This is a genomic window from Bradyrhizobium sp. USDA 4501, from assembly GCF_054062115.1.
In genome coordinates, this window is sequence record NZ_JBSSEX010000001.1 from 9102682 (window position 1) to 9127484 (window position 24803).

A 24803-nucleotide genomic window follows, 5' to 3' on the forward strand; every position below is an offset into this window, starting at 1 on the left:
TACGTGCTTGTTCGTTTCGCTCAGGCCGCCTTCGCTGCACCTCGATCGCGAAGAGATTGGTGTGAAGCTGGCAAGATCATTGCCGCTGTCAGACCGAGATCGGCGGGACGAAATCGACCCGTTGCGGACGTAGATGGGTCGGCCATAATGTCTTCTTTTCAAGGCAATTCGGTCGGAGGCGAGATGGTCGATCCGTGGCCCGCAGATGCAAAGTTTCAAATGGGTGACTATGCCGCCAAGAAAGGGCGAGCATCATGGCGCGGTCGAATCGTTGGTTGGTATCGTACGGATTTGACCAGGCTCGGATATGCGATCGAGAGCTACTTCGAGCCCGGCTCGGTGCAGATTTACCCGGAGACGGCGATCGACGCATGGCAGCCGCCGGCCTTGGAACGTGAGTGACCGGTTCTCACCCTCCTGCGACCTTCGGAAAGTTTGCTCGTGCACGAATCGGAAGCCTCGTAGCCCGGATGAGCGAAGCGATATCCGGGACCGGCATCGCCATACGCACGACCGACCCCGCATGTCGCTTCGCTCATGCGGGCTACCGCTGCCGCCCTGGCCGAGAAACAGACCGGACACCGCGCATCGCATGCGCAACAAATCGATCAGACGCCTTCAGCCACACGCAACGTGATCCGGGTCAATTCCGACGGGCGGCCGAGCCGCAAGGCAAAGCCGGGCCATAGCGCGGTGCCGTTGTTGACGTAGAGCGTCATCCCGTCGACGTCGTAGCGGCCGGAGACGAAGCCGGCATTGGCGCGCGCGGCGAGGCGATCGATCCCCAGGATCAATCCGCCATGGGTGTGTCCGGAGAGCTGCAGGGCGACGCCGAGCCGGGCTGCCTTTCGTGCGTCGCTCGGCTGGTGGTCGAGCAGGACGATGGGCGCGCCTTTCGGGGCGCCGTCGAGAACCGCGGCAAGGTCGCGGATGGAATGCCCCCTGTGGCGCGATGCGCGGTCGGTAATCCCCGCGATCACCAGGCGGCCGCCGCCGCGTTCGAGCACGATGTGCCTGTTCTCGAGCGAGCGCAGGCCGAGCGCTTCGTAGTGCGCCATCCAGCCGTCATAGCCGAAGATATACTCGTGATTGCCCGAGATCACGTAGACGCCGTCGGCGGCCATCAGGTCGCGCAGCGGCGCGATGTCGTTGCGCCGCGCATCAATTGTGCCGTCGATCAGGTCGCCGGTGATCGCGATCAGGTCGGCGCCGAGCTTGTTCGAACGCTCGACCACGGCGCGCGCCCATGGCGCGGGAAACAGCCGACTGATGTGCAGATCGGTCAGTTGCAGGATGGTGTAGCCGTCGAACTGTAGCGGAAGTCCCCTTATGCCGACTTCGACATCCCTGAGCGGCGGAATCCGCATCGCCTGATGCACGCCGATCGCGGCGGCTGCGCCCGCGAGCGCAGCAAGTGCGTAGCGGACGCCGTCGGGCGCGCCGACGAAGCCGCCGTGGATCAGCGCGGCCACCAGCAGCCCGGCATCGAGCGCCAGTTGCAGCAGCGCCAGCAGCATGATCGCACCGAACGCCCAGTTGAACAGGACGACCACCGGACGCGGAAACTCCGGCGAGAATTCCGATCCCGACGACAGTCTGTTCCAGCGGTGAAACTGCAAGGCGACCAGCACCAGCAACGCGGCGACGATCTTTGCCGGCAGCGGCCAGTCGAGCGGCCAGATGAAGCGGGCCAGGATCAGCAGGCTGGTCAGGCCGAAGATGAGTTGGGGAATTGGTTCGCTCCGGATCGGATCGGTGAAGACTGTGCGGGTCGGCGCCCGGCGAAGGTAAGGTGGATCGGCAGCGCGCGTAAGCCGCCATCTTCAGCACATTTTCGGCAAGTCGCGCGTCGCCGAAACGCTCTGCGCTTTTGTCCCGGTAGCCCGGATGAGCCAGCGGGTCGCGCGAACGCGCGCCCGATGACAGGCTCCACGACATCCGCGATCTGCCTCGCACCGGCCCCCGCATATCGCTTCGCTCATGCGGGCTACGGGCTGCACGCCTTGCTGCGGAGCGCAGCCGGAGGCCGCGTTGACGCCTCGGGTCTCCTGGCACCTTCCCCATCAGCATTATCGGCCCCTCCCGAAAAATGAACTTGAACATTGCTCATTTCCATGTCAGATATTGAACATTGTTCATTTTTGTCAGAGCCGACGATGCAAACGACCTTCCGGATGGACGGATTGACCGGGTCGGAACGGCCCGTGAAACCGTGGATGAAAGTCGCCCCGACGATCATCACGATCGGCATCATCGCGGCATTCGCGGCGCACGGACGCATCGCGCAGCCGGCGGGCTACAACGATTTCGCCGACCACTCGGCCCTGTCAGGCATTCCGCACGCAGCCGATGTCCTGTCGAACATCGGCTTCGCCCTGGTCGCGATCTGGGGCTGGCTGGCGCTGCGCCCTCACCGCAACAGCGACCAGCTGCGCCCCGGCTGGCCGGGCTATCGCCTGTTCCTGATCGGATTGTTCCTGACCGCGTTCGGGTCCGCCTTCTTTCACCTCGCCCCCGGCAATGGCCGGCTGACTTGGGACATGCTGCCGATCGCGCTTGCCGGCGCGGGCCTGCTGGTCGGCGTCCGCGGCGACACCCGGCCGGGATCGAAGACGAACATCGAAACGATCCTTCTCGGGCTTTACGCCGCCGCCAGCGTCGCGTGGTGGGTCCATACCGACCGGCATGGTGCGGGCGACCTGCGGCCCTATCTGCTGCTGCAGGTCCTCCCGCTCATCCTGATCCCGCTCTGGCAGTCGATCTATCGCGCGCCGCGTGCCGACCGCATCGCATTCGCCGCCGCGATGATGTTGTACGTGCTGGCCAAGATCAGCGAGGTGCTCGACCATCAGATCGCGAACACGCTCCATTTCGTCAGCGGACACACCTTGAAGCATCTGCTCGCGACTTCAGCCACGGCCGCAATCGTCTGGGGACTGACGCGACGGATCTCCGATGGCGGCGGGCGACGGGGTCATTTCGGAATAATGGAAAAGTATCGCTGATTTGCCCGACGCGTCAAGTCGCTTTTCCGAGTGCCGGCGGCAGCCTGCACCTTTGCATGGGGTTGTTTTCGATATTTTGGATGGGCAGCTCTGCTTCCTCGATCGCATCGGGCGGATTGACCGGCAAGGCGACCGCATCCATATGCATCTGCATGAACCGGCTGCCCCCGCCGTTTCGCATCCACCTGGACACAGCCAAATACCATCGGCTCCCCGTCCCTAACGCTCCGGAGTCGCCGTGGCCGCCCTCTCCATTCTCGATCTCGTCCGCGTCACCGAGGAAACCGACGCGCGCGGCGCGCTCTATAACGCGCGCGATGTCGCCGTGCATGCGGAGGCGCTCGGCTATCGCCGCATCTGGGTGGCGGAGCATCACAACATGGCGGGCATCGCGAGCGCGGCGACGTCGGTCGTGATCGGGCACATCGCGGCGGGCACCAAGACCATCCGGGTCGGCGCCGGCGGCATCATGCTGCCGAACCACGCGCCCTACGTTATCGCCGAGCAGTTCGGCACGCTGGCGCGGCTGTTTCCTGACCGTATCGACCTCGGCCTCGGCCGCGCCCCGGGCACCGACCAGCTCACGCTGCGCGCGCTGCGCCGCACGCCGGAATCCGCCGAGAACTTTCCGCAGGACGTGCTCGAGGTGCAGGCCTTCCTCGCCGCCGCCGGTCCCAACCAGCGCATCCAGGCGGTGCCGGCCGCGGGCACCGACGTGCCGCTGTGGATTCTCGGCTCGAGCAATTTCGGCGCGATGCTGGCCGGCGAGCTCGGCCTGCCCTACGCCTTCGCCTCGCACTTTGCCCCCGAGCTGCTGATCCAGGCGCTGCAGATCTATCGCGCCCGCTTCAAGCCGTCGGAGCAGCTCGACCGCCCCTACACCATGGTCGGCGTCAACATCATCGCCGCCGACACCGACGAGGAGGCGCGGCGGCTCGCGACCACGCAGCAGATGTCGTTCACCAACATCTTCCGCGGCGCGCGCGGCCTCAGCCAGCCACCGATCGACGACATCGAGAGCTACTGGTCGCCGGCGGAGAAGGCGCAGGCGATGCGGATGCTCGCGCGTTCCATCATCGGCTCGCCCGCGACGGTGCGCGCCGGCATCGACGCGCTGGTCGCCGAGACCGGCGCCGACGAGCTGATGATCGTGTCCGACGTCTATGATCACCAGAAGCGGCTGCGATCGTTCGAGTTGATCGCCAAGGCCGGCGCGATCGCGCCGCAGACGTAGCCTGCAGGATGGGCAGTAGCCGACACACTAACGCAGCCTCACTTCGGCGCGCCGGCGGGCGCCTGCGACTGTGCGAGCTGGCCGAGCGTCACGCTCAGCGAATTCGGCGCATTGTCCCGCAGCATCGAAAGCTTGACCGAACTGCCCGGCGCTCCCGCATAGACCTTCTTGGTCAGCTCGTTGGCGCTCTTGATCGGCTCGTCATTGACCGAGGTGATCACGTCGCCTCGCCTCAATCCGGCCTTCGCGGCCGGGCCGCCGGTCTGCACGCCGACCACGACCGCGCCGTGCAGATTGTTCGCACCCAAGCTTTCGGCAATGCCGGGGGTGATCGATTGAATCTGGGCGCCCATCCAGCCGCGCGTGACCGAGCCCTTGTCCTTCAGCTGCGGGATCACCGTCTTCACGGTATCGGCGGGTATCGCAAACGCGACGCCGACCGAGCCGCCGGAGGGCGAGAAGATCAGGCTGTTCACGCCGATCACCTCGCCATGCGTGTTGAAGCTCGGCCCGCCGGAATCGCCGCGGTTGATCCGCGCGTCGATCTGGACGAAATCTTCCGACGACCCCGTTTCCAGGTCGCGTGCACGCGCCGAGACGATCCCCGCGGTGACGGTGTTTCCGAGACCGAATGAATTGCCGGCCGCGAGCACCCAATCGCCGGTGCGCGGCGCTTGATCCGCGAGCCTGACATAGCTGAAGTCGGTCCGCCCATCGACCTTGAGCAGGGCCAGGTCGCTGACCGGATCCTTGCCCAGGACTTTCGCCTTGTAGACCTTGTTGTCGCTGGTGCGGACATCGGCGCGGTCGCTCCCGCCGAGGACATGATTGTTCGTCACTGCGTAGCCGTCCGCCGAGATGAAGAAGCCCGAACCGATCGAGGTCATCTCACCCAACTTCGGCAGATTGCCCGGTCCGCGCCTGCCGGGATCCGGAACGGCCCTTCCCGGCGTGTCCTGATCGGGAGAGCCGTCCGGCCCGAGAGAACCGCCGGGGGAGTCACCGGGAGACGAGTCGTCGTCATCCGCCGCAGCCGCCACCTTGGCGTTGACGCCAATCACGGCCGGCCCGACCTTCTCGGCAAGGTCGGCGAACTCGCCGGGACCACCGTTGCCATGATCCGCGCGCGAATTCACCGGCTGTGCGTGGGCAAGACTTGCGGTTACAAGACTTGCGCTCACAAGACTAGCGCCCACCAGCAACGCCGACGTGAAGGCGGCGGTGACGAGCGACGTGCGAAGGCAGACGAAGGCCGAATTTCTCTTATTCATCTTCCGCGTCCATGTTTGGGATCAGCCGATTGCTCCTGGATGAATTGCCGGCCCGGACGCGACGATCAGTGAACCGTTCCCCGCAAGCACAGGGGCGCAATGCCGAGCGACGGACGGCAACGGATAGAGGCGCAGACCGTTCCACCGGCATCCGCGGGTGGACGAGTGGCTCGCCACCTTTGCGCCGCTTTGCGCATCAAATCGCCGGGTTTTTGCTTGCTTTGGCCGCCTGTGCCTCTACGGTGCGCCCGCAACGACGGAGACGATCTCGACTATGGACGCCGCAATGAACTGCCCGAAATGCAATTCCGAGCATGCCTATCAGGACGGCGTTCTCTGGGTTTGCCCGGAATGTGCCCATGAGTGGAGCAGCGATGCGGCCGCGGCCGCCGAGACCGCCCAGCAAGCGGGCGTGCGCGACGCGCATGGCAACCCGCTGACGGACGGCGACAGCGTCATCGTGATCAAGGACCTCAAGGTCAAGGGCTCGTCGTCGGTGGTCAAGGGCGGCACCAAGGTCAGGAACATCCGCCTCACCGAGGGCAGCGACGGACACAACATCGCCTGCAAGATCGACGGCATCGGCGCGATGAATCTGAAATCGGAGTTCGTCAAGAAGGCCTAGCGTAGCCCAGCTTACGCATCCGCCAATGCTTTCGCCGGTGCGGCGGCAGCCTTCGCGATGGGCCGGTTCTTGTCGTCGACCAGCACGACCCGCGGATGAAATTTGCGCGCCTCGTCGGCGTCGAACTGGCATAGGCGACGATGATGACCTTGTCGCCGGCCATGGCGAGCCGTGCGGCCGCGCCGTTGAGGCCGATGGTGCCCGATCCCGCCGGCGCCTCGATCACGTAGGTCGAGAAGCGCGCGCCGGTGTCGATGTTATAGATGTCGACGCGTTCATTGATGAGGAAACCGGCGGCCTCGATCAAATTGCGGTCGATCGAAATCGATCCCTCGTAATGCAAGTCCGCTTCGGTGACGTGCGCGCGATGAATCTTGCCCTTCATCAAAGTCACTTGCATCGAGACCATCCCGTATCGTTGCGTCGGAATTTTCCGCGCCGCCAATAACGGCGCGCCGCCTCCGCGTCAACGTTGTCCGGGTGTACGCTCGCTTCGAGCGCAGTTCCGCGACGATGGGTTTGTCCTGAAATCATTACCGCGCCGGGCTGCAATGCTCCGCGCCACCGAAATCGGAGAATGAATGCGCTGCGGCGGATCCTTTCCGGAGCAGGCTATTATTTGTGACTCGGTAGCGAACGCCCTACTCTCGCTTGCTCGCAATCTCGTTCGCCAAGACCACTATCACCTCGCCGTCGAGGATCGGCTTCGCGACCTCAAAGAAGCGCGCCACAGCCGGCGAATTGTTGTGCCGGTCCATCGCCGCCTGATCCAGGTATCGCTCATACGTCGAAAATATCCGCGGACTGTCGACATCCTGCGAGACGTAGTAGCCGACGGTGGACGGCTCGTTGGCGCGGACATGCTCGACGACGTCGAGCAACGCCTGACGCATCGCCGCCTCATGGCCCTTCTTCGCGCGGATGATCGCCGTGATTGCCAGCATGCACTCTCTCCGGAGGTTGGTAGCCCGTAGGACGGGTTTCGTGGAGTTTATCAACGGGGCCGCGCGACGCGCGGCCCCGTTGGCTCGACCCATCCTACACGCTTTTGACTGGCTCACACCCGGCTCAACGCCTGCGCGATGTCGGCCACCAGGTCGGACGGATGCTCGATCCCGATCGAGAGCCGGATTGTCGAATCCAGCACGCCGATCCGCTTGCGGATGTCGGCTGGCACGCCGGAATGCGTCATGGTGGCCGGCAGGCTCGCGAGCGACTCGGTGCCGCCGAGGCTGACTGCGAGCTTGAAGATCTGCAGCGAGTTGAGGAATTTCTCCGCCGCCTGCTGCCCGCCGACGATATCGAACGAGAAGGTCGAACCGGCGCCGCTGCTTTGGCTCGCGAACACGCGCCCCGCGGGGGACGCCGGATCGTGATGGCCGAGGTAATGCACCTGCGCCACCTTGGGATGGTCGCGCAGATAATCGGCGACGATCCGCGCGTTGCGGTCGGCCTTTTCCATGCGCAGGCTGAGCGTTTCCAGCGAACGGCTGATCATCCAGCAGGAATGCGGATCGAGCTGGGTGCCGATCGCGCCGCGCAGCGCCTTGATGTCCTTCATCAGCTTCTTCGAGCCGAGCGCCGCGCCCGCGATCAGGTCGGAATGGCCGCCGACATATTTCGTCAGCGAGTACAGCGAGAGATCGGCGCCGTGCTCGATCGGCCGCTGAAATACCGGCCCGAGCAGCGTGTTGTCGCAGGCGATGATCGGCGTATGGCCCTGTGCCTTGCCGATCGCATCGGCGATGCGCCGCGTCAGCGCGATATCGACCAGGCCGTTGGTCGGATTGGCCGGCGTCTCGATGAAGATCATCGCGACACGGCCCTTCTTCATCGCCTCGTCGGCAGCGGCGCGGATGACACTCTCGTCGAGGCCGTCGGCAAAGCCCACGGCGTGAATCGAGAAGCCCGCCAGTGTCCTGGTGAACAGCGTCTCGGTGCCGCCATAGAGCGGCTGCGAATGCAGGATCACGTCGCCGGGCCGCGCGAAGGCCAGCACCGTGGTCGAGATCGCCGACATGCCGGAGGAGAACAACGCGCAGCTCTCGGTGCGCTCATAGATCGCAAGCCGGTCCTCGACGATCTCGCTGTTCGGATGGTTGAAGCGCGAATAGACCAGCCCCGCCCCCATGCCCTCCGGAGGCTCGCGCCGGCCCGCGACAAAGTCGAAAAAGTCCTTGCCGTCCTCGGCGGTGCGGAACACGAAGGTCGAGGTCAGGAACACGGGCGGCTTGACGGCGCCCTCCGACAGCTGCGGGTCGTAGCCGTAGTTCAGCATCTGGGTTTCCGGATGCAGCAGGTGATTGCCGATATGGGTTTTGGACGGAAACGGTTTTGTCATGGCCGGTCTCCTGTTCACGGGCCGCCGCGCTGGCGGCGATTCCCGGAATGATGGGACCAGCATACCCCAGCTTTATGCCATTCAGCCAAAGCACGGCATCAGACAGTTCTGGATAACGAACGGCCGGCGTGCGCCTTGCTCCGCCGGCCGTTCCGAATGTCAGGCAGTGTGAAGACGCGGGCTACCAGCCGCGATCCACGTTGCGCACCTCGCCGGTCCGCGCGTCGACATCGACCTTCATCCAGCGGCCGAGGCGGTCACGCCCCTCGACCTCCCACTCGTCGCCGAGGAACTGGGTATTGGACACCGTCACGATGCCGAGACCGGTCGCGACATCGAGCGCGGCCTCCATCGAGACCTGGCTGCCGGAATCGTAGGCCATCGCCGGCGTCGCTGCGCCGATCGCCAGGGCCGCGATCGCGGGAATAATGAAACTTCGCATGGCTCACTCCTCATGGAACAGGATGTTATGCCGCATAAAACGAGCGGCGCACCCATCAGTTCCGACAACAGGAGTGCGAAGCAGCGCGAAACTTCAGCAGTTGCGGCGATTTGGTGGCGGTTCCGGTTTCATCGACGCACGCCGTTCGCCTTGCGCGCTCTCTTCTTCCACATTCGAAATCCGCCTTCGAATGCGTTGGCGTTGTCGCCGAACCTCACCTTGGGCGGCGGGTTGTCGACCTTGTCGGCATTGCCGCCGCCGAGCACGATGTACTCGGGCTCCAGCGCGGCGGACAGCCGCGCGATGACGTCGTCGACGCTCTTGCGCCATTTCTTCCGGCCGCGCCGCTCGAGACCCGCGGCGCCGACATAATCCTCGAACGTCGCGCCCTTGCGGTACGGCAAATGACCAAGCTCCATCGGCTCGTAAACACCGTCCACGATCATCGCCGAGCCGAGGCCGGTGCCGAGGCCGAGAAACAGCATCCGCCCGCCCTGATAGCTGCCGATCGCCTGCATCAGCGCATCGTTGACGACCCTGGTCGGGCGGCCGAACGCGTGGTGAAAATCGAAGCCGGCCCAGCCGCGGCCGAGATTGTGCGGCTCGGTCAGCGGACGGTTGTGAACGACGGGTCCCGGATAACCGACCGAGATCACATCATAGGACCAGTCCTTGGTGAGCAGCTTGACCTGCCGCACCATCTCGGTCGCGGACAGAGTTGGACCCGACTCGAATTCGCGCTTGATGCGCTCCTTGTCGGTCATGACCTTCACATGCGTGCCGCCGACGTCGATCGCCAGCACAGTGCGGCGCGACGCGGGCCCGTTCGTCTTCTTGCTGGTCTTGTTGCCTGCCTTCTTGGCCATCAATCCACTCTCCTATGCGCGCCGAGTGGAGCAGAGAAACGCATCGCGCACCACAGCGACGTTCTGCATCTGACTCCAATTTGTTCGCCAAGAACGAATCGGAATCGAACAAGTCAGGAGAGTCCAAACATTAAGAAGTCGTGTGCATCATCAACGGCGCGTAGCGATTGCGCTGCGGGGCGATGTGGGGCCGTGCGCTGTCCGCACAAATTCGGCCCGTCGGCCGGACTAATCCTTTGACACGAAATCCTTCAAGCGAAGCCGGCTCCGGTGATCCGCATGCGTTTCTTCGCCCGAAGGATTGAGGCCTCGAAAATAGGTCTTTTGCCACCGCTGCTGCGTTGCCCCCGATCCCGGGTCCTGCAAGTCGGTATTGAAGGCGTTGCGGCCTTCGGACCACAGTCTGTGCTCGCGCTCGATGTCGGGCGCCTTCGATAGTGGCAACGTCTCCGGCTCGATCCGCTCAAGACTGCCACGCTCAATCGGAAAAAGATGGCAATAGGGCTCCCCCCGCTCAAATCGTATCTTTGTGTTTGAACGCGTGAATCGCCAGTTCATCGTGAAGGTGTACGGTGACCAATCCGTCTCGATGACCCCGCTCAACGGCGCAATGGCGTCTTTCGGCCTGTTGATGGGTCCGGTGACAAAAAGGTCGAAACCAGGATCGGTGCGGAACAGGCACGGGACGTGGAAGGTCAATACACCATGTCCGAAGTGACTCACAGCCGGCGCGTCGGTGCCGAGATCAGCCTTGACCCGAATGGTCTCCTTATGATTGAGCCCGTCCCAACGAGCCGAGAAGCCTGACGGACAGAGCAGTTCCCAGCCATGGGCGTTTGTAATGTTGAGTGGCAGGCAGCGGTACGCATAGCGCTGGTCGGAAGCATCCATCCAATCGCGCTCGGGCGATGCAGGCCGGATGTGAACCGCATGGCCGTCCATCGTATAGGCAATGAGCTTTGGCATCACCCAGCCTTATCGCGAGAACCAGCTGCTGCCGCTGCTTGGCGGACCAGTCAACTTATAGCTCAACCCTACGCGAACAATGTTTTCAGTCAATTTCGCCGAGTGGTCCCAAGCGTACGCGCTGAGCCCACCGATGTTCTGCGGTGCCGGGGCCATCCGATCACCGAGATCGACATAGAGATATTCGAACTTGGCGGTCCAAGGGCCGCTCACGACGGCCTCCCAGCCGACGCCCGCCGTCCAGCCCGGCTTCACACGGGAGTCGGAGCCCGCAAATCGAAAGCCACTGAAGCCGGGAAAATCTGTTGCCGTCGAAAATGCATAATCCGCATAGGCGAGGCCCGCGGTCACGTACAGCATGTTCGATTGATTGGCCAGGATTCCCAGACGCCCACGGACCGTGCCGAGGTAATTCGAGCGAAAACTGTTCTCCCAGGTGGTTGATACGCCGGCCGCGAGCGGAAACGGCCCGCGCAGCTGGGACGATTGCAGATCTGTGTAGTTGATGTCGGTTTCTAGTCCGATGACCGTCTTGTCATACTGCACGTTGCAGGAAAGGCCGCCGCCGGCAGTCAGCCCTCCCGTGTTCCGGGTACTGATCGAGCCCGCCTGTTGAGCGGCGATTTCGGGAAGGACGCCGTTACGTTGCGCGAAATCGATGATGGCGCCATTTGGATCGGAAGAGAATTGCGCCTTGGCTGAACCATACCCCGCATTCACGCCGACACTGCAGCCAGTCCAGCTGAACGGGGCGACTGGCGGCGGCGCCTTGACCGGCATATAAGCGGCCAACGCCGAGTTCGTCTCGTCGAAGCGCATCCGGAAATGCGCTTTCGCCTCCCAGGCATCGATCCCGGGTGTGAAGAATGACAAATAGCCGCCCGATAGCCATAGTTCGGCTTGCGATCCAAGTTGGGCGCGAACGCCGCCACGCAGCTGTCCATGCCAGCGCGTGAGCCCAATGTCGGTGCCGTCGATCGTGGTAACGGTATCGACAAGCTGTTGCGTGTCGTATCGCAACGTTGCCTGGACGAACGGCTGCAGTAGGAAACGCTGGTCGACCACGAAATCTCGATTGACCTCCACAGAACCTTCGACGTGGCCCCAGCTGTAGGCTTGGCCGGGGATGGGAAATCCCTGGCCGCTTGTAACGCCCCCGACGTCGTCGTGAGCATGAAAAAACGTGAACCGGGGCACGACGCGCGCCCATGGCGTATCGACAATCTGGGTCAGGCTCGCCGATAGAAACACGCGGTCGACAGGCATATTGGCACCATGGCCGAAAACGTCGAAGGCACGATCAAGCCGTGCGTAACCGAGCCAGGCATCAAACAGTGTCGTCGGGCTGACGAACCATCCCAGGTAGGGTCCGCCGCCGATTCCCGACTGATAAATCGATGCATTCAGTCCGTCGTAGGTGACTTTGGTGCTTTCAGGATTGAACGCAAAGCCGGCAACGAGATCCGGGCTGACACGGTAGTCGAGCCCGTATGTGAGTTCAGACAGCGTGCCGTACGACGTGAGTCCGACGATGCGGTCGGTGAAATTGACCTGGCGCGGTGTTACCCAAGCATGCCAACCGTGGCCGATCGACGCATAGGAAGGATTGGTGGCGATGCTTGCGTACTGGTTGAACCCCGCAAGGATCGCGTCCGAGATGAAGTAGCTGCGCGCAAAGTCCGTCCCCAACGCGCGTGCGAGGTTCGCATGCGGCACCGGCATTGGCGATGGCGGCGGAGGTGGTGGCGGCGCCGGTGGTGGTGGTGGCGGCGGTGGCCCCGGCGGAGGCGGTGGCGGCGGTGACGGTGGCACCGGAGTGGGTGGAGGTGGAGGCGGAGGCGGAGGTGGCCCCGGCGGCCCTGGTGGCGGTGGCGGCGGCGATATCGAACAGACCTGGTCACGGAACGCATTGACATCGTTTGATATGGATTTTTCGCCGATCAGAGGTCCTAGGACGCTGCCCCAGGCCCTGAACTTCTCATGATCGTCGAACGATGGCGGAAACACCTCGGTTGCAGTGTCCGTTCGCAGATCGAGGAAGGTAGGTCCTCCGGTAAGCGTTCCGCTCTTGCTGAAGCGCCACATGAATCCAGTCTGCGGATCGCCCTGCACGCTGCTCGCATTGATGCAATAGTCATTGGTCGCGGAGCGATAGCCGTCGAAGCCCAGATGGATTCGGTCCGCGGCGACCGCGACGTTGCCGGAAACGAGCGACGCCGCGGTCCCCAATAAGAAGGGACGAACTCGCGTCTGCCAGTATCGCTCCGTCGGAGCGGAACATGCGTGCTGTCGGTTGGATCCTACCGAGGCTTCGGTTGGCATCGTTGATGGAATCAAGGCCGAACGAGTTCGCGGTGCATCCATCCGCGGTCTCCACAAATCGGCCCCACTGCACGCTAACGCTTGGGGATGAAATATTCAGTCACATAATTGCGGCGTGATGAATTGCTACCTGAAATAGTTTCTTGATGTTGCCGCGTGGCAACGATTCACTACAATTTCCACGATAGTTCCTCGCAACCTCGCGCGATCGGCGCCGAACTCTCCGCATCGTCGCGCAAGCTATGGCATAAACTGCACCTTGCTCCCGTGGGCCGCACAACGATCGCGTTCGCGATCCGACTCCAGTTTGTTCGCGAGGAACGAATCGGAATCAGGAAAATCGGCGCGATCCAGATGTTAACAACGCACATACATCGACCGCATCCGAACAATCGATGTTGTATCATGATGGGATTATTGCTCTCGGCGTGCAACACCGCGGCGCATCTCAGGCACACTGCGTTCTCCCGCATCACTGATCGATCGATGAGTCGCACCACGGCCACGTTCCCGATCCGACTCCAGTTTGTTCGCGAGGAACGAATCGGAATCGAAAAATCGACGCAAAACGATACTTAACAAGAGGTTTGCGCGATTCGATGCAGCGGCGCTTCGTACGGCGGATGAGCGCAAGCGTAATCGGACATCCACCGACGACATCACCGCGTCGGGTTACTCCGCGCCCATTATCGGCCGCGCTTCGCGCGGACCGGTCGGGTCGCCCGCCCTGCACGCTGAGCGAGCCGCCAGCCTTTGAGGTGAAGCCACAGCGCTTCGGCGACCGGTCCGTGCGAATGCTGGCGATGACGGACTGCCGCAAGATTTTCCTCGCGGCCCGGAAAATTCGGTCCGGCGATGCTGATCAGCCTGCCGTCCCGCAGCTCGTCCTCGATCAGCCATGCGGGCAGATGGCCCCAGGCAAGACGATGCAGGATCAGCTCCTTCTTCATCATCTGGTCCGGCACGCTACACTGATGCGCACCTTCGATCAGGAAGAAGTTTTCCGGCGACGCTCGCCGCGCCGTGTCGCGGATGACGCACTGCGTGAAGGGGCGCATCTGCTCCGGCGTGACTTTCTTCGTCCACGCAAACGGCAGAAAGCCGGGAGCGACGACCGGCACCATGGTCGTGCGCGAGAGCCTGATCTGTTCGAAGCGCGGATCGGACGGCTCCGCGCGATGAAACACCAGATCGGCGTTATCATCGATCAGGCGCTCGAGCGGTCCGCCGACCGCCTCATATTCCAGGTGCAGGCGCGTGTTGGGATAGCGGGCAAAGAACGCCGAGAGCATCTGCAGCACCGGCGGCCGCGGACACAGGTCGCCGATGACGATGCGCAGGACGACTTCTTCTCCGCCTGCAAGCTGCTCCGCATAGCCCCGCAGCAGATCGAGCTCGCGCAGCGTCACCTGCGCGCGTGCGTGAAACGTCCGGCCGGCGTCCGTCAGCCCGATACGGTATCCGCTGCGATCGAACAGCGTGAGGCCGAGTTGCTGCTCGAGCCGGGCGACAGCCGCAAACACCGACGGGTGCGACCGGTTCAGCGCCGTGCCGGCGGCCTGAAAGCTTCCCTCGGTCGCGACAGCGTCAAAGCAGCGCAAATCGTGCAGCTTGATCCGATCCATTGTCCATAAAACCTACAGAGATTGATCAATCTTAGTAATTTTTCTTCGAAGGCGCGAGTCCTAGCCTGGGTCGACGCGAAGCCTGCCGGCTTCCACCAGCACAAGGGACTGACGAGATGAGCGGCGATCGACACTTCACCACGGCGGATGGCTGCCGGATTGCGTACCGCATCGACGGTCCCGACGATCGGCCGGTGCTCGCGCTGTCGAACTCGATCGCCACCAACCTGCACATGTGGGATCGTTCGATGCCGGCCCTCAGCCGGTCGTTTCGGGTGCTCCGCTACGACACCCGCGGTCACGGCGGTTCGGACGCACCCACGGGCGCCTACTCGATCGACCGGCTCGGCCGCGACGTGGTCGAACTGCTCGACGCCCTCGACATCGATCGCGCGCATTTCCTCGGTCTGTCGCTCGGCGGCTTCGTCGGGCAATGGCTCGGCATCTTCGCGCCTGACCGCATCGACCGCCTGATCCTCTCGAACACCTCGTCCTATCTGGCGTCCGAACTGGCGTTCGACGAACAAATCCGCGCGGTGCTCGCGGCCACGGACATGAATGGAATCGCGGACGGCTTCATGCGCAACTGGTTTCCGGCAGCGATGCTGGCCGCGCCGAACGAGGTCGTCGACGAATTCCGCAACATGGTGCTGACCACACCGCCGCACGGTCTCGCCGGATGTTACGCCGCACTGCGCGACGTCGATCTCCGCCGCGTCATCTCACTGATTGCGGCGCCGACCCTCGTCATCGGCGGCGAAAGCGACACCGTCACGCGGGCCAGCCACAGCGCTGATATCGCCGCGACAATGACCGATGCCAAGCTCGTTCTGCTGCCCGGCGTTCACATCCTCAATATCGAGCAGCCGGATCGCTTCAACCGAGAGGTCGTGAGCTTCCTGGCGCTCTCCGCCACATGACTGCGTAGCCCAGATGAGCGAAGCGAGATCCGGGACCGCTCCAAGAGTACGTGATCGGGCCCGCATATCGCTTCACTCACGCGGGCTACATGGATCACGCACCACATGTTCCCCATTCGACTCCATTTTGTTCGCAAAGAACGAATCGGAATCGAACAAATCAGCGCGGAGCGATTCTTAACAACACGTTTGCGGATTCGATGGCGATCGGCTCCGTGGAGCGGATTAGCGCAAGCGTAATCCGCCCTCTGCCGCGTTGAGACAGCGCCGGGTTACACGGAGCTGACCCTCCCTGCGCACCGTCCAACGTCGTATTCAAGCTCCGGCCGCAGCGCGCGCATCTTCTCCGCCAGCCTTTGGCTTGCCGTCTCCTCCGCGCGCGCGAGGCGATTGACCAGCGCGACATAATCCGCATCGCTCTTGTGCTGGTTCAGCTTTGACTGGCCCTCGATCTCGTCGACGACGATGTCGATCACCCTGATCCCCGCCAGCATCGCTTCGCGCTTGCCGGGCTCCATCTGCGTCAGGTCCCAGGGTTGCTTTTGCAGCCGCGCCTCGGAGACCGCGAGCAGCGCGTCGCCATGGCCGCGGTTCTCGCCGTGATCGCGCAGATGCGCGACGCCGGACAAATGCACCGCCTCGTAGAGCCAGGTCGAGACGTTGTCGGGTGAGACATACCAGTCGTTCGAGATGTAGGCGTCATCGCCGGAGACGATCAGGAGAAAGCGCCTGACACCGTCGGCGAGCTCGACCAGCGGATTCTTCGCGGTGAGATGGATCTGCACGATCACGCGATCGTCGCGCCGCTCGATCACGAACGGCACGTGGGACGCGCGCGGGCCGCGTGCATCGGCGGCGACGATGGCGCCGAAGCCGCGCGCCGCCGCAAAGGCGAGCGCGCGGTCTTGCTCAATGCGAAACTGGGGACGGAGGATGTGCATGGCGGCGGCGCTCGCGAGCTGGAGGGAGACGACCCAGCAAGGCTAGCGCAACTTTCGCCGGAGATCACCGCCATGCACGATCCGGCTCAGCAGATCATGGCATTGTCGCCGTGATCGCAGACGCCGCCGGGCTGGTCGCGCGGCAGCGCCTCGGACTCGCCGAAATGCGGGACCGCCATGCGCGGCGGACCGCCGCTCCAGCGGCCGGCGGCGGCATGGCTCTTCACGAGCGCGGATGGGCCCGCCGCCGGCACTTCGTGTGCCATGGCCGACGCCGTCAGCATGGCGAGCGCGGTCAGCGCGGCCGCAATCTGTTTGATCCCTGACATCAGTTGCTCCTGTTGGATACGGCGCGCCGGCGCGTTGTTCGCCGCCGCCGATCGGTTCGCGCTCACATCATGATCGATCGCTCTGCCGTCTTATTCCGACGCCATGAGGCAAGCGTTTGGATGCAGGACAGTCCACCCACGCATCTTCTTCCACGTCGATCCGACACGATCGGTTGATCGCAGCGTGACAGACGAGGTCCCGACGCGAACCCGCAAATCAAACCCGGCTGCGCCGCCTGCGACAAAACAGCCCCACGGGCAACTCAGCAAAACCTGTCGATATCAGAGTAAGAAAATATTCCGCTTACTGCCCTTTGCTCGCGGCCCATGGGTGCGATCAGACAAAACATGTCGCGAGAATGCGGATGTATGACTCGCAGCGCACCACACGTTCGATGTCGTCCCGGCGAATGGAGAAAGATGCGCGCGCCGACTCCATCACCGTCATGCCGGCAGTAAAGGCGAGGGCTTTGCCCAGGAATGATCGAGCTTAGCAATGCCGCGGAATCCCAATCCGCCGTTGAACTGACGGCAACTGGCAGGTTACGCTGTCTCCACGCTCACGCCCTCCCGCTGGAAGGATTCCCCATGAACGGCAATCGATATTATGGCGTCCGCGTCGAGGGCGCGAAATACGGCGTGGGGTTCGGCTCGGCGCTGGCGATCGCGATCTCCTACACCAAGAACCATTCGATCCTGTGGGCCATCATCCACGGTATCCTGGGCTGGCTCTACGTCATCTACGCCGCACTGTTCGGGTGATGCGCACAAGATGACCGTCATCTCGATCCAGTCACAGGTCGCCTGGGGCCATGTCGGCAACAGCGCCGCCAGCTTTCCGATCCAGCTGCACGGCATCGATGTCGTCGCCGTGCCGACCACGCTGCTCAGCAATCGGCCGGGCTATCCGACCATCCGCGGCCGGGTGCTCGACGTGCAGCTGGTCGCTGACCTGCTGCGCGGCATCGAGGAGCGCGGCGCGGTCGAGGCCGCGCGGCTGATCCTGTCGGGCTATCTCGGCTCGGCCGACATCGCGATGGACGTTGCCGACTTCGTCGAGCGCGCGAAGGCGGCGAACCCGGCCCTGCTCTATTGCTGCGATCCCGTGCTCGGCGACCGCGACCGCGGCATGTTCGTGCGATCGGACATTCCGCCGCTGGTGCGCGACCAGCTCTGCCCGCTCGCCGACATCATCACGCCCAATCATTTCGAGTTCGAATTCCTCTGCGGCGCGCGCGTGACGACGATCGACGACGTCGTCGCGCAGGCGAGTGCGCTGATGGCGCGGGGACCTGCGACCGTCGTCATCACCAGCGCCGAGCTGGCGCGCACGCCGCACAGCGAGATCGAGACGCTGGCGATCGAGCGCACCCAATCCGACAAGACTTGCGCCTGGCGCCTGCGCACGCCGCGGGTTCCGATCAGCCCGTCCGGCACCGGAGACCTGTTCGCCGCGCTGTTCGTCGCCGCCCGCGCGCGCGGCCTGGCGACGCCGGATGCGCTCAGCCACGCTGGGTCAGGCATCCACGGCGTGCTGGAGCGCACGGCGCAGAGCGGAACCGAGGAAATGCGCATTGTCGAAAGCGCCGGCGTGATGCTTGATCCGAAGCCACGCTTCGCGGCGGTCGCCATCGCCGTATCCTGACATCCGGGACAGGTCTTCATGATCGACATCACCACCCTCCTCACCTACGCCGCCGTCGTGCTCGGTCTGTTCCTGATCCCCGGGCCGGCGGTGCTGCTGGTGCTGGCGCGCTCGGTCACCGGCGGAGCGCGCGTCGGCCTCGCGACCGGGTTCGGTATCGCGCTCGGCGATCTCGTCCACACCGCGATGGCGACATTCGGCCTCTCGGCCGTGCTGATGACCTCGGCGCTGGCGTTCTCGGTCGTGAAATATGCCGGCGTGATCTACCTGATCGTGCTCGGCGTCCGCGCCCTGTTCGAGAAGAACGACGAGCTGGATTTGCCGGCGGCGCAGCCGGTCGATCCGCGCCGCGCGTTCCGGCAGGCGATCTGGGCGGAAATGCTCAATCCGAAGACCGCGCTGTTCTTCCTCGCCTTCCTGCCGCAGTTCGTGCACCCCGGCCACGGCTCGGCGGTGGCGCAGTTCGCGACCCTCGGCCTGATCTTCGTCGTGATGAGCGCGGTCTACACCTCGCTGCTGGCGCTCGCCGCCGGCCAGATCAGCCCGTGGATCAGTCGGCATCGCCGCATCGGGCAGTGGCAGGGCCGCGTGGTCGGCACGATCTATATCGCGCTCGGTGTCCGCCTTGCGTTCCAGGAGCGCTGATGTCCCCGCTCAAGCCGCAGGCCAGCTACGACGACTTCGCCCGCCTCGATATCCGGATCGGCGAGGTCGTCGAGGTGCAGCCGTTTCCCCGCGCCCGCAATCCGTCCTACAAGGTCGGCGTCGATGTCGGCGCCGGGCGAATCATGTGGTCGAGCGCGCAGATCACGAATTACGAGCCGGCGGCGCTGGTCGGCGCGCTGGTCGTGTGCATCTGCAATCTCGGGCCGAAGAACATCGCGGGTTTCACCTCGGAACTCCTGATCCTCGGCGCCAAGGACGCCAGCGGCGAGGTGATCGTGCTCGGTCCGCGCAGCGAGGTTGCGATCGGCGAGCCGATCTTCTGACGTCGGGCTGATCACGGCCGCGTGATTCAAATCGTCTGGATTCCCCGTAGTTTACCGATGGGGGATCACCCGGATTCTCAGTGCCCGCGCGCGCTGCTATTGCAGCGCGCGAGAATCGCTTCGGCATGGGAATCGGAAGAATGTCCGCAGTTTTCTTTCACTGCTCCGACGACAAGCACGTCATCCTGGATCGCACCGGCGCCGCGATGGATCTGGCGGAGGCGCGCGTGTATGCGGAGCAACTGGCGCGCAGCTTTGTCATGACACCGAGCGTGGAGGACTGGCGCAACTGGGCGGTCCACGTCACCGACGACATCGGAACCGAGATCTTCGAGCTGCCGTTCACCGCCATCCTCGGCGAGCTGCACTGAGGGCGTGCCATGAATGCGATGGAACTTGCCCTGCAGCCGTTGCGGCGCCACCTCGCCCGCCTCGTCGCGCGCTGCGTCGCGCTGATCGATGGCGTCATCAATCCCTATCGCCCCGAACTGTATTACATGCGCGGGCCTGGCCCGAAGTGCCGCGCCCGGCGGCAAGCCGCGCTGCGCGACTAGCTTCGCGGCATCCACAATGAGAAAAGGCCGGCGGGCGTTACGCCACCGGCCTTCTCCTGCAGCTGCCGGTTCCCGGAGTCCGGTTCCGCTGCGATTCCACTTGGTCCTGAGCTTGCGACGACTGTTTTAATCAAATCTTAACGGCATGGCGGTGAGCTGGTTCAAAGGACTCCTTCGCCGTGCGGCGTGGCTTGTTCGTTCGTCGTGCTTGATGCGCTGCACATCGTTTTTGCGCCGATCGCACGTTGATTGTGCGCCACGCATCTTAGGGAATGCTCGACTCAGTGTTACCCTGTGATGCAAACCGAAACGGAGACTTCGGAATGCCGTACTACACCTTCGATCTCGTGGTGGGGGACGAGTTCCGCAATCAAGGAACCATCATCCTCGAAGACATCAGCCTCGCCTCCGACCGCGCCGACCAGCTCGCCAACGAGCTGTCGCAGGTCAAGCCGGAGCTGAAGGCGCGCGGCTGCGCGGTGCGCGTCACCGACATCGACCGGCGCGAGCTCTACCGCACGCCGCTCGATCCCGTGCCGCGGTGGCGCAGGGCGGGCTAGCGTCCGTCGGTTAGATCTGCGGCGACCGCGCTCGCCTCGCGCGGTCCCAGTGTTGTTGCGCGACGGCGGGGTCGCTGCCCCGCCCGCCGTCAGCTCTGATGCGGTCCGCGCATCATCTTCAGCGCGTCCTCGATATGGCGCCAGTCGCGCGCGTCGTCGGTCTCGCCCTTGCTTTCGCAAGCAACGGCGTTCTGCGCGGCCTGGGCGATCGCCTCCGGACCGTGCTTCAACAGCATCTGCCGCGCGATGGTGTGGATTTGCATCTCGGCTAACATGGCGCTCTCCTCGGCTGTCGACTGCTGACATCAGAAACCACTGAGCGCCGCGTCTGGTTCCAGCAGCGCGCCGGGCGCGCCACAATCAGCGGTTCCCACCCGGCGCGGCGGCGGCTACAGAGAGAGCCATGGCGCAGAACATCTACGACGATCCCGGCTTCTTCGCCGGCTACAGCCAGCTGCCGCGGCAGGTCCGCGGACTGCTCGGCGCGCCCGAATGGCCGGCGATCCGCGCCATGCTGCCCGATGTCGCGGGCAAGCGCGTGGTCGATCTCGGCTGCGGCTTCGGCTGGGTATCGCGCTGGATGCGCGAGCAGGGCGCCTCCGACGTGCTCGGCATCGACCTCTCGCAGAACATGATCGGCCGCGCCACCGCCATGACGCAGGATGCGGCGATCACCTACGAGATCGCCGACCTCGAGACGCTGGAGCTGCCGAAATCGACCTTCGATCTCGCCTACTCCGCCCTCGCCTTCCACTACATCAGGGATTTCGATCGCCTGGCGCGCATGCTGTATCGCGCGCTGGTCCCGGAGGGGCATCTGGTCTTCACCGTCGAGCATCCGGTCTACATGGCGGCCGTCCATCCGGACTGGGGGCAGGACGAAGACGGCCGCAAGACCTGGCCGGTCAACCGCTACTTCATCGAAGGCGAACGCCGGACCGACTGGTATGTGAAGGGCGTGCTGAGATATCACCGCACCATCGGCACCACGCTCAACGTGTTGATCGGCGCCGGCTTCACGCTGCGCCATGTCGAGGAGTTCTGCCCGACGCGGGAGCAGGTCAAGGCCGCGCCCGAACTGGCCGACGAGCTCGAACGGCCGATGATGCTCCTGGTGTCAGCGCAACGCTAAAGCATGATCCGAAGAGCTAAAGCGCGATGAAGCTTCAACCCGAACTCATCGCGCTTTGGCGTCAAGCCGCGAGCAGCTTGTCGAACTCCTCGGGCGGGTATGATTTACCGTCCTTGTCGGTGATCACCACCTGCCACCCTTCGCTCGCCCAGATCTTGGCCTTGGCGATGATGATGAAGGTGCTCTCGCGCTCGATCCTGACCGTTTCGTTCTCGCGTTCTGCGATCATCTTGTAGGCCAACGCTTGTCCCTCGCCGACTTGGTCCATCCGGCGTTTGTTGGCAGCGGCTTTGGGCCGGATTTCGCTGGGACTGTGACAATTTGGTGGAACCGCCGGCGCAGGATCCGCCAGCGCGCAACGTTCGGTCGCGCCTATGCGAGCTTTCCCATCAAGGTCGGCATATCCAGCGCCAATGAGTTGACGCTGCGCGCGAATCGCATCTGCGGCCCCTCGAAGGTGCAGGTCACGGTGTCGCGAAACGCCGATTCCACGCAGGTCCAGGTCATCACGAACGTGCGCAGGTCGCGCCAGCTGCCGCTCGCGACCATGCGCATCAGGTCGGGCTGGTATTCGTGATGCAGCTTGTTGCCGGTCATCGTCGTGGTGCCCTCGCGCGGCGCATCGAGACCGACCTCGATCCGGTGCGTGCCTCTGCCGTCATCGAGCGTGCGAAGCCGTCAGTTTCTTGATTGTTGTTTGGCATGGCCGCCCTCCAAAGCAGGACGGAGGTTATGGCGCCGGCTCGCCCTGTCGACGCATGCGGCGCGCATGGCGGCCACAAGAAAAACCCCGCCCTGGAGGGACACCAAGGCGGGGAAGGTTCATTGGGTAGAAATCCACGCGCCTGGAAATGGAGAGCGCGGGGAAGTAGCGGCAACAATTCTATTTGCCGCCGTCATTCGGACAACAGGATTAAAGCGCTCGCAACGCCGGGACTTTTTCCCGATCGAGCTGGCAAAAATCCCGGACCTCGCCTGTGCGGCGCGGTTCACTGCACCACGTCGAGCCTGACATTCGTGATGCCCTTGCCGATCATGCCGAGCGATTGCGCCGCAGAATGCGAGACGTCGACGATGCGCCCGGGGACGTAGGGTCCGCGGTCATTGACGCGCACGGTGACCGAACGACCGCTCTTGACGTCGGTCACGCGCAGCTTGGTGCCGAATGGCAATGTCGGATGCGCGGCGGTCAACTCGCGCCCGTCGAACTTCTCGCCGCTCGCGGTCGGCTGCTCCTCGCTGTAGAAGCTCGCGACGCCCTGCGACGCAATCTTGGTGTGGCCGGTCCTGCGCGAGGCATACGGCGTATGCTTGCGCGCCGTGGCGACACGTGTGCGTGTCGTAGATGACGCAGCCCGCGTCGGCTCGATCGACGCAGGCCGGCTCGCTAGCGCCTGTGAGCGCTGGCTGACAACGGAGGACTGCGCGCACGCCGCGAGCGACGCCGCGCCGATCATCACGGCGAGCAGCCGGAGCGGCTTTCGGGCATGCGCAAACAGGATCGGGGCCGCAGCACCATGCGCGCTGCATTTGACGCCGACGTACGAGTTGACTGCATCGTCGCGTGACATGTTGCACCCCCAACTTGCGCCCCCAGCCCAAGCCGAAAATCCAACGGCCTATCAGCCGAATCCAATCGGGGCGGAACGGTGGCGGAGCACGGTCGGAGGTGCCGGACGCCATGCGATTTGCCCTCGGTGTGGTGGATGCGCCACACAACCCAGGGAGCTTTCATCCGGAATGCGGTAGGGGCGCTGCGCGAGAGGCCGTGGACGTTCGTGCGCTTCGTCCCCGGCTTGGGTTCCCGAAACTCCCCAACCTCTCCACCCTGTCGCCTTGCTTTGGTCAAACCGGACTGGAGTCGTGGGGACAGGGTCAGGGGTCAATACAGAGCGTAAATTTGCCGGCCGCCCATTTGCGGTTGACCTTGGAATGAAACGGGGACCGCCATGCAATCGACACTGAAAGACGCAGATCCACACGATATTTTCGCGATCGAACCCAGCTTCGCTCCGGTACGCCCGGACAACGCCGCTGCGCCTGCCGGAAGGGCAGCGCCGGGGCAACGCGAGCCCTATTTCGGCTCGAGCCTCGCGCCTACGTCCACGCCCCCGGTCGCGTCCGCCGCGGCCGTCGCCTCGGTGCCGCCGGTCACGACAATGTCAGTAGCGGCCGAGCCGGCCTATAGCGCGCCAAGCCATGACGGCCGACTGGACGACATCAGATTGGACCGCGCGCCGCGCCCCACCAGCAAATGGGCGATCCGCGCCTTCTGGTTCTGCTTCGCGATCGCTGGCGCCATGGGCACCGCGGCGTGGCAGCACTACGGCGATCGCGCCAAGCAGATCGCCGCCGAGTGGGCGCCTCAAATCGCTGCACTGACTTCGCTGATCCCAGGCAAGGCAGCCTCCGCCTCGGATCAGGTGAGTGCGCCGCCAGCACCGGCGGCGACAACCGATCAGGCGGCAGCTGAAGCTGCACCGGCCACTCCGCCACAGGACGTCGCCGGGGCCGTGCCCGCCACGGCCGCGCCGGCGCCCGCCCCTGCCGCGGCACCGGCTGCCGCAGGAGCGCTCGTTGCGCCCGCTACCGCGGCGGCACCAGCCGCAGCGGCACCCGACCAGACGCAATTGCTGCAATCGATGGCGCGTGATCTCGCGTCGATGGGACAGCAGATCGAGCAGTTGAAGACCAGCATCGATCAGCTCAAGGCCGGCCAGGATCAGTTGGCACAGCGCGTCGCGAAGACGACCGAGACCAGGGCCGTCGAGCCGCGGCCGGTCGCTCCGCCGCGCCCGCGCGCCGCGGTCACGCCACAGGCGGCGCCGCATGCCGCCGTTGCGCCGCCGCCGGTGCGCCGGCCGGCGCAGGCCTATATCCCGCCGCCTCCGCCGCCCGCTTCAGCAGCGCCGCTGCCGGCTCCCGCCGCCCCGCAGGCGGTTGCGGCACCGCGGCCGGTGCAGCAGCAGTCCTCGGTTGTTGACGCGGATGATGGCGGCCCGGTGGTTCGGCCGCCGATGCCGCTGCGCTGAAGCC

The 24803-nt window shown here is 64.3% G+C and carries 31 protein-coding genes and 1 pseudogene; 15 read left to right on the forward strand and 17 right to left on the reverse strand.

The features are described 5' to 3' along the window. Positions 1–147: 147 nt before the first annotated feature. Positions 148–402 carry a hypothetical protein gene (locus ACVWZM_RS42535; RefSeq protein ID WP_063790162.1) on the forward strand — a complete coding sequence of 85 codons (255 nt, stop codon included), beginning with the start codon at positions 148–150 and terminating at the stop codon, positions 400–402. A 206-nt stretch (positions 403–608) separates the two neighbouring features. Here the strand turns inward: ACVWZM_RS42535 and ACVWZM_RS42540 are convergent, their stop codons facing one another. Next, positions 609–1733 carry a metallophosphoesterase gene (locus ACVWZM_RS42540; RefSeq protein ID WP_456815243.1) on the reverse strand — a complete coding sequence of 375 codons (1125 nt, stop codon included), beginning with the start codon at positions 1731–1733 and terminating at the stop codon, positions 609–611. Positions 1734–2216: 483 nt separating this feature from the next. On the opposite strand from ACVWZM_RS42540, the gene ACVWZM_RS42545 reads away from it, so the two are divergent. Beyond that, positions 2217–3005 carry a hypothetical protein gene (locus tag ACVWZM_RS42545; RefSeq protein ID WP_456856236.1) on the forward strand — a complete coding sequence of 263 codons (789 nt, stop codon included), beginning with the start codon at positions 2217–2219 and terminating at the stop codon, positions 3003–3005. A gap of 13 nt (positions 3006–3018) precedes the next feature. Here ACVWZM_RS42545 and ACVWZM_RS42550 read toward each other — a convergent pair whose 3' ends face one another. After that, entirely contained in the window at positions 3019–3159 is a 141-nt protein-coding gene (locus tag ACVWZM_RS42550; protein ID WP_316395795.1) for a hypothetical protein, read from the reverse strand. Between the two features lie 84 nt (positions 3160–3243). Between ACVWZM_RS42550 and ACVWZM_RS42555 the strand changes: the two genes are divergently transcribed. Further along, positions 3244–4239, forward strand: a complete 996-nt coding sequence (locus tag ACVWZM_RS42555) for an LLM class flavin-dependent oxidoreductase (RefSeq protein ID WP_456814351.1) — start codon at positions 3244–3246, stop codon at positions 4237–4239. Positions 4240–4277: 38 nt separating this feature from the next. On the opposite strand, the gene ACVWZM_RS42560 is transcribed toward ACVWZM_RS42555, so the two are convergent. Then, positions 4278–5510: a S1C family serine protease gene (locus tag ACVWZM_RS42560; RefSeq protein WP_456814350.1), complete on the reverse strand. Its 1233-nt coding sequence runs from the start codon at positions 5508–5510 to the stop codon at positions 4278–4280. A gap of 274 nt (positions 5511–5784) precedes the next feature. On the opposite strand from ACVWZM_RS42560, the gene ACVWZM_RS42565 reads away from it, so the two are divergent. Further along, a complete protein-coding gene (locus ACVWZM_RS42565; RefSeq protein ID WP_076832150.1) occupies positions 5785–6135 on the forward strand; it encodes a zinc ribbon domain-containing protein YjdM in 351 nt (116 codons plus the stop codon). A gap of 11 nt (positions 6136–6146) precedes the next feature. Here ACVWZM_RS42565 and panD read toward each other — a convergent pair. The 7 genes and pseudogenes from panD to ACVWZM_RS42600 form a co-directional block, all read right to left on the reverse strand. After that, positions 6147–6535, reverse strand: a pseudogene (gene panD / locus ACVWZM_RS42570) (aspartate 1-decarboxylase). Positions 6536–6776: 241 nt separating this feature from the next. Beyond that, complete coding sequence (locus ACVWZM_RS42575; RefSeq protein WP_057019963.1) at positions 6777–7079, reverse strand: putative quinol monooxygenase; 303 nt, start codon at positions 7077–7079, stop codon at positions 6777–6779. Between the two features lie 113 nt (positions 7080–7192). Beyond that, positions 7193–8476, reverse strand: coding sequence for a cystathionine gamma-synthase family protein (locus ACVWZM_RS42580; RefSeq protein ID WP_076832148.1), 1284 nt, complete (start codon positions 8474–8476; stop codon positions 7193–7195). Positions 8477–8657: 181 nt separating this feature from the next. Then, on the reverse strand, positions 8658–8918 hold the full coding sequence (locus tag ACVWZM_RS42585) for a PepSY domain-containing protein (RefSeq protein WP_057019961.1): 261 nt from the start codon (positions 8916–8918) through the stop codon (positions 8658–8660). A gap of 128 nt (positions 8919–9046) precedes the next feature. Continuing rightward, on the reverse strand, positions 9047–9784 hold the full coding sequence (locus tag ACVWZM_RS42590) for an ROK family protein (RefSeq protein ID WP_253590384.1): 738 nt from the start codon (positions 9782–9784) through the stop codon (positions 9047–9049). Between the two features lie 228 nt (positions 9785–10012). Further along, positions 10013–10750 (reverse strand): DUF6065 family protein, encoded by a 738-nt coding sequence (locus ACVWZM_RS42595; RefSeq protein WP_456814349.1) that lies wholly within the window; start codon positions 10748–10750, stop codon positions 10013–10015. A gap of 9 nt (positions 10751–10759) precedes the next feature. Continuing rightward, positions 10760–12472: an autotransporter domain-containing protein gene (locus ACVWZM_RS42600; RefSeq protein ID WP_456814348.1), complete on the reverse strand. Its 1713-nt coding sequence runs from the start codon at positions 12470–12472 to the stop codon at positions 10760–10762. 5 nt (positions 12473–12477) lie between these two features. On the opposite strand from ACVWZM_RS42600, the gene ACVWZM_RS42605 reads away from it, so the two are divergent. Next, a complete protein-coding gene (locus tag ACVWZM_RS42605; protein ID WP_200844517.1) occupies positions 12478–12663 on the forward strand; it encodes a hypothetical protein in 186 nt (61 codons plus the stop codon). A 1095-nt stretch (positions 12664–13758) separates the two neighbouring features. Here ACVWZM_RS42605 and ACVWZM_RS42610 read toward each other — a convergent pair. Continuing rightward, the gene (locus ACVWZM_RS42610; protein WP_456814346.1) at positions 13759–14697 is read right to left on the reverse strand and encodes a LysR family transcriptional regulator; all 939 of its coding nucleotides are present in this window, start codon (positions 14695–14697) and stop codon (positions 13759–13761) included. A 116-nt stretch (positions 14698–14813) separates the two neighbouring features. Here ACVWZM_RS42610 and ACVWZM_RS42615 point away from each other — a divergent pair, with 116 nt between their 5' ends. Then, complete coding sequence (locus tag ACVWZM_RS42615; RefSeq protein WP_456856238.1) at positions 14814–15617, forward strand: alpha/beta fold hydrolase; 804 nt, start codon at positions 14814–14816, stop codon at positions 15615–15617. A 272-nt stretch (positions 15618–15889) separates the two neighbouring features. Here ACVWZM_RS42615 and ACVWZM_RS42620 read toward each other — a convergent pair whose 3' ends face one another. Both ACVWZM_RS42620 and ACVWZM_RS42625 read right to left on the reverse strand, forming a co-directional pair. Next, positions 15890–16558, reverse strand: coding sequence for an FMN-binding negative transcriptional regulator (locus ACVWZM_RS42620; protein ID WP_456856240.1), 669 nt, complete (start codon positions 16556–16558; stop codon positions 15890–15892). A gap of 86 nt (positions 16559–16644) precedes the next feature. Further along, a complete protein-coding gene (locus tag ACVWZM_RS42625; RefSeq protein ID WP_057019953.1) occupies positions 16645–16887 on the reverse strand; it encodes a hypothetical protein in 243 nt (80 codons plus the stop codon). 588 nt (positions 16888–17475) lie between these two features. Here ACVWZM_RS42625 and ACVWZM_RS42630 point away from each other — a divergent pair. The 7 genes from ACVWZM_RS42630 (at position 17476) to ACVWZM_RS42660 (ending at position 20635) form a co-directional block, all read left to right on the forward strand. Continuing rightward, positions 17476–17649 carry a hypothetical protein gene (locus ACVWZM_RS42630; protein ID WP_016840760.1) on the forward strand — a complete coding sequence of 58 codons (174 nt, stop codon included), beginning with the start codon at positions 17476–17478 and terminating at the stop codon, positions 17647–17649. Between the two features lie 10 nt (positions 17650–17659). Beyond that, a complete protein-coding gene (gene pdxY, locus ACVWZM_RS42635) occupies positions 17660–18532 on the forward strand; it encodes a pyridoxal kinase PdxY (RefSeq protein WP_456856242.1) in 873 nt (290 codons plus the stop codon). An 18-nt stretch (positions 18533–18550) separates the two neighbouring features. Next, positions 18551–19177, forward strand: a complete 627-nt coding sequence (locus tag ACVWZM_RS42640; RefSeq protein ID WP_253590391.1) for a LysE family translocator — start codon at positions 18551–18553, stop codon at positions 19175–19177. After that, on the forward strand, positions 19177–19521 hold the full coding sequence (locus tag ACVWZM_RS42645) for a tRNA-binding protein (RefSeq protein WP_076832119.1): 345 nt from the start codon (positions 19177–19179) through the stop codon (positions 19519–19521). The genes ACVWZM_RS42640 and ACVWZM_RS42645 overlap by 1 nt, the downstream gene beginning before the upstream one ends. Positions 19522–19661: 140 nt before the next feature. After that, positions 19662–19892 (forward strand): DUF6894 family protein, encoded by a 231-nt coding sequence (locus ACVWZM_RS42650; protein ID WP_028332292.1) that lies wholly within the window; start codon positions 19662–19664, stop codon positions 19890–19892. A 9-nt stretch (positions 19893–19901) separates the two neighbouring features. Beyond that, positions 19902–20075, forward strand: a complete 174-nt coding sequence (locus ACVWZM_RS42655; RefSeq protein ID WP_168857013.1) for a hypothetical protein — start codon at positions 19902–19904, stop codon at positions 20073–20075. 323 nt (positions 20076–20398) lie between these two features. Next, positions 20399–20635 carry a hypothetical protein gene (locus ACVWZM_RS42660; RefSeq protein WP_016840755.1) on the forward strand — a complete coding sequence of 79 codons (237 nt, stop codon included), beginning with the start codon at positions 20399–20401 and terminating at the stop codon, positions 20633–20635. A gap of 89 nt (positions 20636–20724) precedes the next feature. Here ACVWZM_RS42660 and ACVWZM_RS42665 read toward each other — a convergent pair whose 3' ends face one another. Beyond that, positions 20725–20910 carry a hypothetical protein gene (locus tag ACVWZM_RS42665; protein WP_016840754.1) on the reverse strand — a complete coding sequence of 62 codons (186 nt, stop codon included), beginning with the start codon at positions 20908–20910 and terminating at the stop codon, positions 20725–20727. Positions 20911–21038: 128 nt separating this feature from the next. Here ACVWZM_RS42665 and ACVWZM_RS42670 point away from each other — a divergent pair, with 128 nt between their 5' ends. Continuing rightward, positions 21039–21767 (forward strand): class I SAM-dependent methyltransferase, encoded by a 729-nt coding sequence (locus tag ACVWZM_RS42670; protein WP_456856244.1) that lies wholly within the window; start codon positions 21039–21041, stop codon positions 21765–21767. Positions 21768–21828: 61 nt separating this feature from the next. Here ACVWZM_RS42670 and ACVWZM_RS42675 read toward each other — a convergent pair whose 3' ends face one another. From ACVWZM_RS42675 to ACVWZM_RS42685, 3 genes are all read right to left on the reverse strand, one after another. Next, positions 21829–22035 (reverse strand): hypothetical protein, encoded by a 207-nt coding sequence (locus ACVWZM_RS42675; protein WP_456856246.1) that lies wholly within the window; start codon positions 22033–22035, stop codon positions 21829–21831. 104 nt (positions 22036–22139) lie between these two features. Continuing rightward, positions 22140–22364, reverse strand: a complete 225-nt coding sequence (locus tag ACVWZM_RS42680; RefSeq protein ID WP_456856248.1) for a hypothetical protein — start codon at positions 22362–22364, stop codon at positions 22140–22142. A gap of 392 nt (positions 22365–22756) precedes the next feature. Further along, on the reverse strand, positions 22757–23338 hold the full coding sequence (locus ACVWZM_RS42685; RefSeq protein WP_456856250.1) for a septal ring lytic transglycosylase RlpA family protein: 582 nt from the start codon (positions 23336–23338) through the stop codon (positions 22757–22759). Between the two features lie 588 nt (positions 23339–23926). Here ACVWZM_RS42685 and ACVWZM_RS42690 point away from each other — a divergent pair. Beyond that, positions 23927–24799: a hypothetical protein gene (locus ACVWZM_RS42690; protein ID WP_456856252.1), complete on the forward strand. Its 873-nt coding sequence runs from the start codon at positions 23927–23929 to the stop codon at positions 24797–24799. Positions 24800–24803 lie beyond the last annotated feature (4 nt).

Excerpts from the sequence above, each read along its gene's own strand:
- ACVWZM_RS42535 (WP_063790162.1), top strand. The coding sequence starts at position 148 with ATGTCTTCTTTTCAAGGCAATTCGGTCGGAGGCGAGATGGTCGATCCG.
- ACVWZM_RS42545 (WP_456856236.1), top strand. The coding sequence starts at position 2,217 with ATGAAAGTCGCCCCGACGATCATCACGATCGGCATCATCGCGGCATTC.
- ACVWZM_RS42550 (WP_316395795.1), bottom strand. The coding sequence starts at position 3,159 with ATGCAGATGCATATGGATGCGGTCGCCTTGCCGGTCAATCCGCCCGAT.
- ACVWZM_RS42560 (WP_456814350.1), bottom strand. The coding sequence starts at position 5,510 with ATGAATAAGAGAAATTCGGCCTTCGTCTGCCTTCGCACGTCGCTCGTC.
- ACVWZM_RS42565 (WP_076832150.1), top strand. The coding sequence starts at position 5,785 with ATGGACGCCGCAATGAACTGCCCGAAATGCAATTCCGAGCATGCCTAT.
- ACVWZM_RS42575 (WP_057019963.1), bottom strand. The coding sequence starts at position 7,079 with ATGCTGGCAATCACGGCGATCATCCGCGCGAAGAAGGGCCATGAGGCG.
- ACVWZM_RS42580 (WP_076832148.1), bottom strand. The coding sequence starts at position 8,476 with ATGACAAAACCGTTTCCGTCCAAAACCCATATCGGCAATCACCTGCTG.
- ACVWZM_RS42585 (WP_057019961.1), bottom strand. The coding sequence starts at position 8,918 with ATGCGAAGTTTCATTATTCCCGCGATCGCGGCCCTGGCGATCGGCGCA.
- ACVWZM_RS42590 (WP_253590384.1), bottom strand. The coding sequence starts at position 9,784 with ATGGCCAAGAAGGCAGGCAACAAGACCAGCAAGAAGACGAACGGGCCC.
- ACVWZM_RS42595 (WP_456814349.1), bottom strand. The coding sequence starts at position 10,750 with ATGCCAAAGCTCATTGCCTATACGATGGACGGCCATGCGGTTCACATC.
- ACVWZM_RS42600 (WP_456814348.1), bottom strand. The coding sequence starts at position 12,472 with ATGCCGGTGCCGCATGCGAACCTCGCACGCGCGTTGGGGACGGACTTT.
- ACVWZM_RS42605 (WP_200844517.1), top strand. The coding sequence starts at position 12,478 with ATGGCGGCGGAGGTGGTGGCGGCGCCGGTGGTGGTGGTGGCGGCGGTG.
- ACVWZM_RS42610 (WP_456814346.1), bottom strand. The coding sequence starts at position 14,697 with ATGGATCGGATCAAGCTGCACGATTTGCGCTGCTTTGACGCTGTCGCG.
- ACVWZM_RS42615 (WP_456856238.1), top strand. The coding sequence starts at position 14,814 with ATGAGCGGCGATCGACACTTCACCACGGCGGATGGCTGCCGGATTGCG.
- ACVWZM_RS42620 (WP_456856240.1), bottom strand. The coding sequence starts at position 16,558 with ATGCACATCCTCCGTCCCCAGTTTCGCATTGAGCAAGACCGCGCGCTC.
- ACVWZM_RS42625 (WP_057019953.1), bottom strand. The coding sequence starts at position 16,887 with ATGTCAGGGATCAAACAGATTGCGGCCGCGCTGACCGCGCTCGCCATG.
- ACVWZM_RS42630 (WP_016840760.1), top strand. The coding sequence starts at position 17,476 with ATGAACGGCAATCGATATTATGGCGTCCGCGTCGAGGGCGCGAAATAC.
- pdxY (WP_456856242.1), top strand. The coding sequence starts at position 17,660 with ATGACCGTCATCTCGATCCAGTCACAGGTCGCCTGGGGCCATGTCGGC.
- ACVWZM_RS42640 (WP_253590391.1), top strand. The coding sequence starts at position 18,551 with ATGATCGACATCACCACCCTCCTCACCTACGCCGCCGTCGTGCTCGGT.
- ACVWZM_RS42645 (WP_076832119.1), top strand. The coding sequence starts at position 19,177 with ATGTCCCCGCTCAAGCCGCAGGCCAGCTACGACGACTTCGCCCGCCTC.
- ACVWZM_RS42650 (WP_028332292.1), top strand. The coding sequence starts at position 19,662 with ATGTCCGCAGTTTTCTTTCACTGCTCCGACGACAAGCACGTCATCCTG.
- ACVWZM_RS42655 (WP_168857013.1), top strand. The coding sequence starts at position 19,902 with ATGAATGCGATGGAACTTGCCCTGCAGCCGTTGCGGCGCCACCTCGCC.
- ACVWZM_RS42660 (WP_016840755.1), top strand. The coding sequence starts at position 20,399 with ATGCCGTACTACACCTTCGATCTCGTGGTGGGGGACGAGTTCCGCAAT.
- ACVWZM_RS42665 (WP_016840754.1), bottom strand. The coding sequence starts at position 20,910 with ATGTTAGCCGAGATGCAAATCCACACCATCGCGCGGCAGATGCTGTTG.
- ACVWZM_RS42670 (WP_456856244.1), top strand. The coding sequence starts at position 21,039 with ATGGCGCAGAACATCTACGACGATCCCGGCTTCTTCGCCGGCTACAGC.
- ACVWZM_RS42675 (WP_456856246.1), bottom strand. The coding sequence starts at position 22,035 with ATGGACCAAGTCGGCGAGGGACAAGCGTTGGCCTACAAGATGATCGCA.
- ACVWZM_RS42680 (WP_456856248.1), bottom strand. The coding sequence starts at position 22,364 with ATGACCGGCAACAAGCTGCATCACGAATACCAGCCCGACCTGATGCGC.
- ACVWZM_RS42685 (WP_456856250.1), bottom strand. The coding sequence starts at position 23,338 with ATGTCACGCGACGATGCAGTCAACTCGTACGTCGGCGTCAAATGCAGC.
- ACVWZM_RS42690 (WP_456856252.1), top strand. The coding sequence starts at position 23,927 with ATGTCAGTAGCGGCCGAGCCGGCCTATAGCGCGCCAAGCCATGACGGC.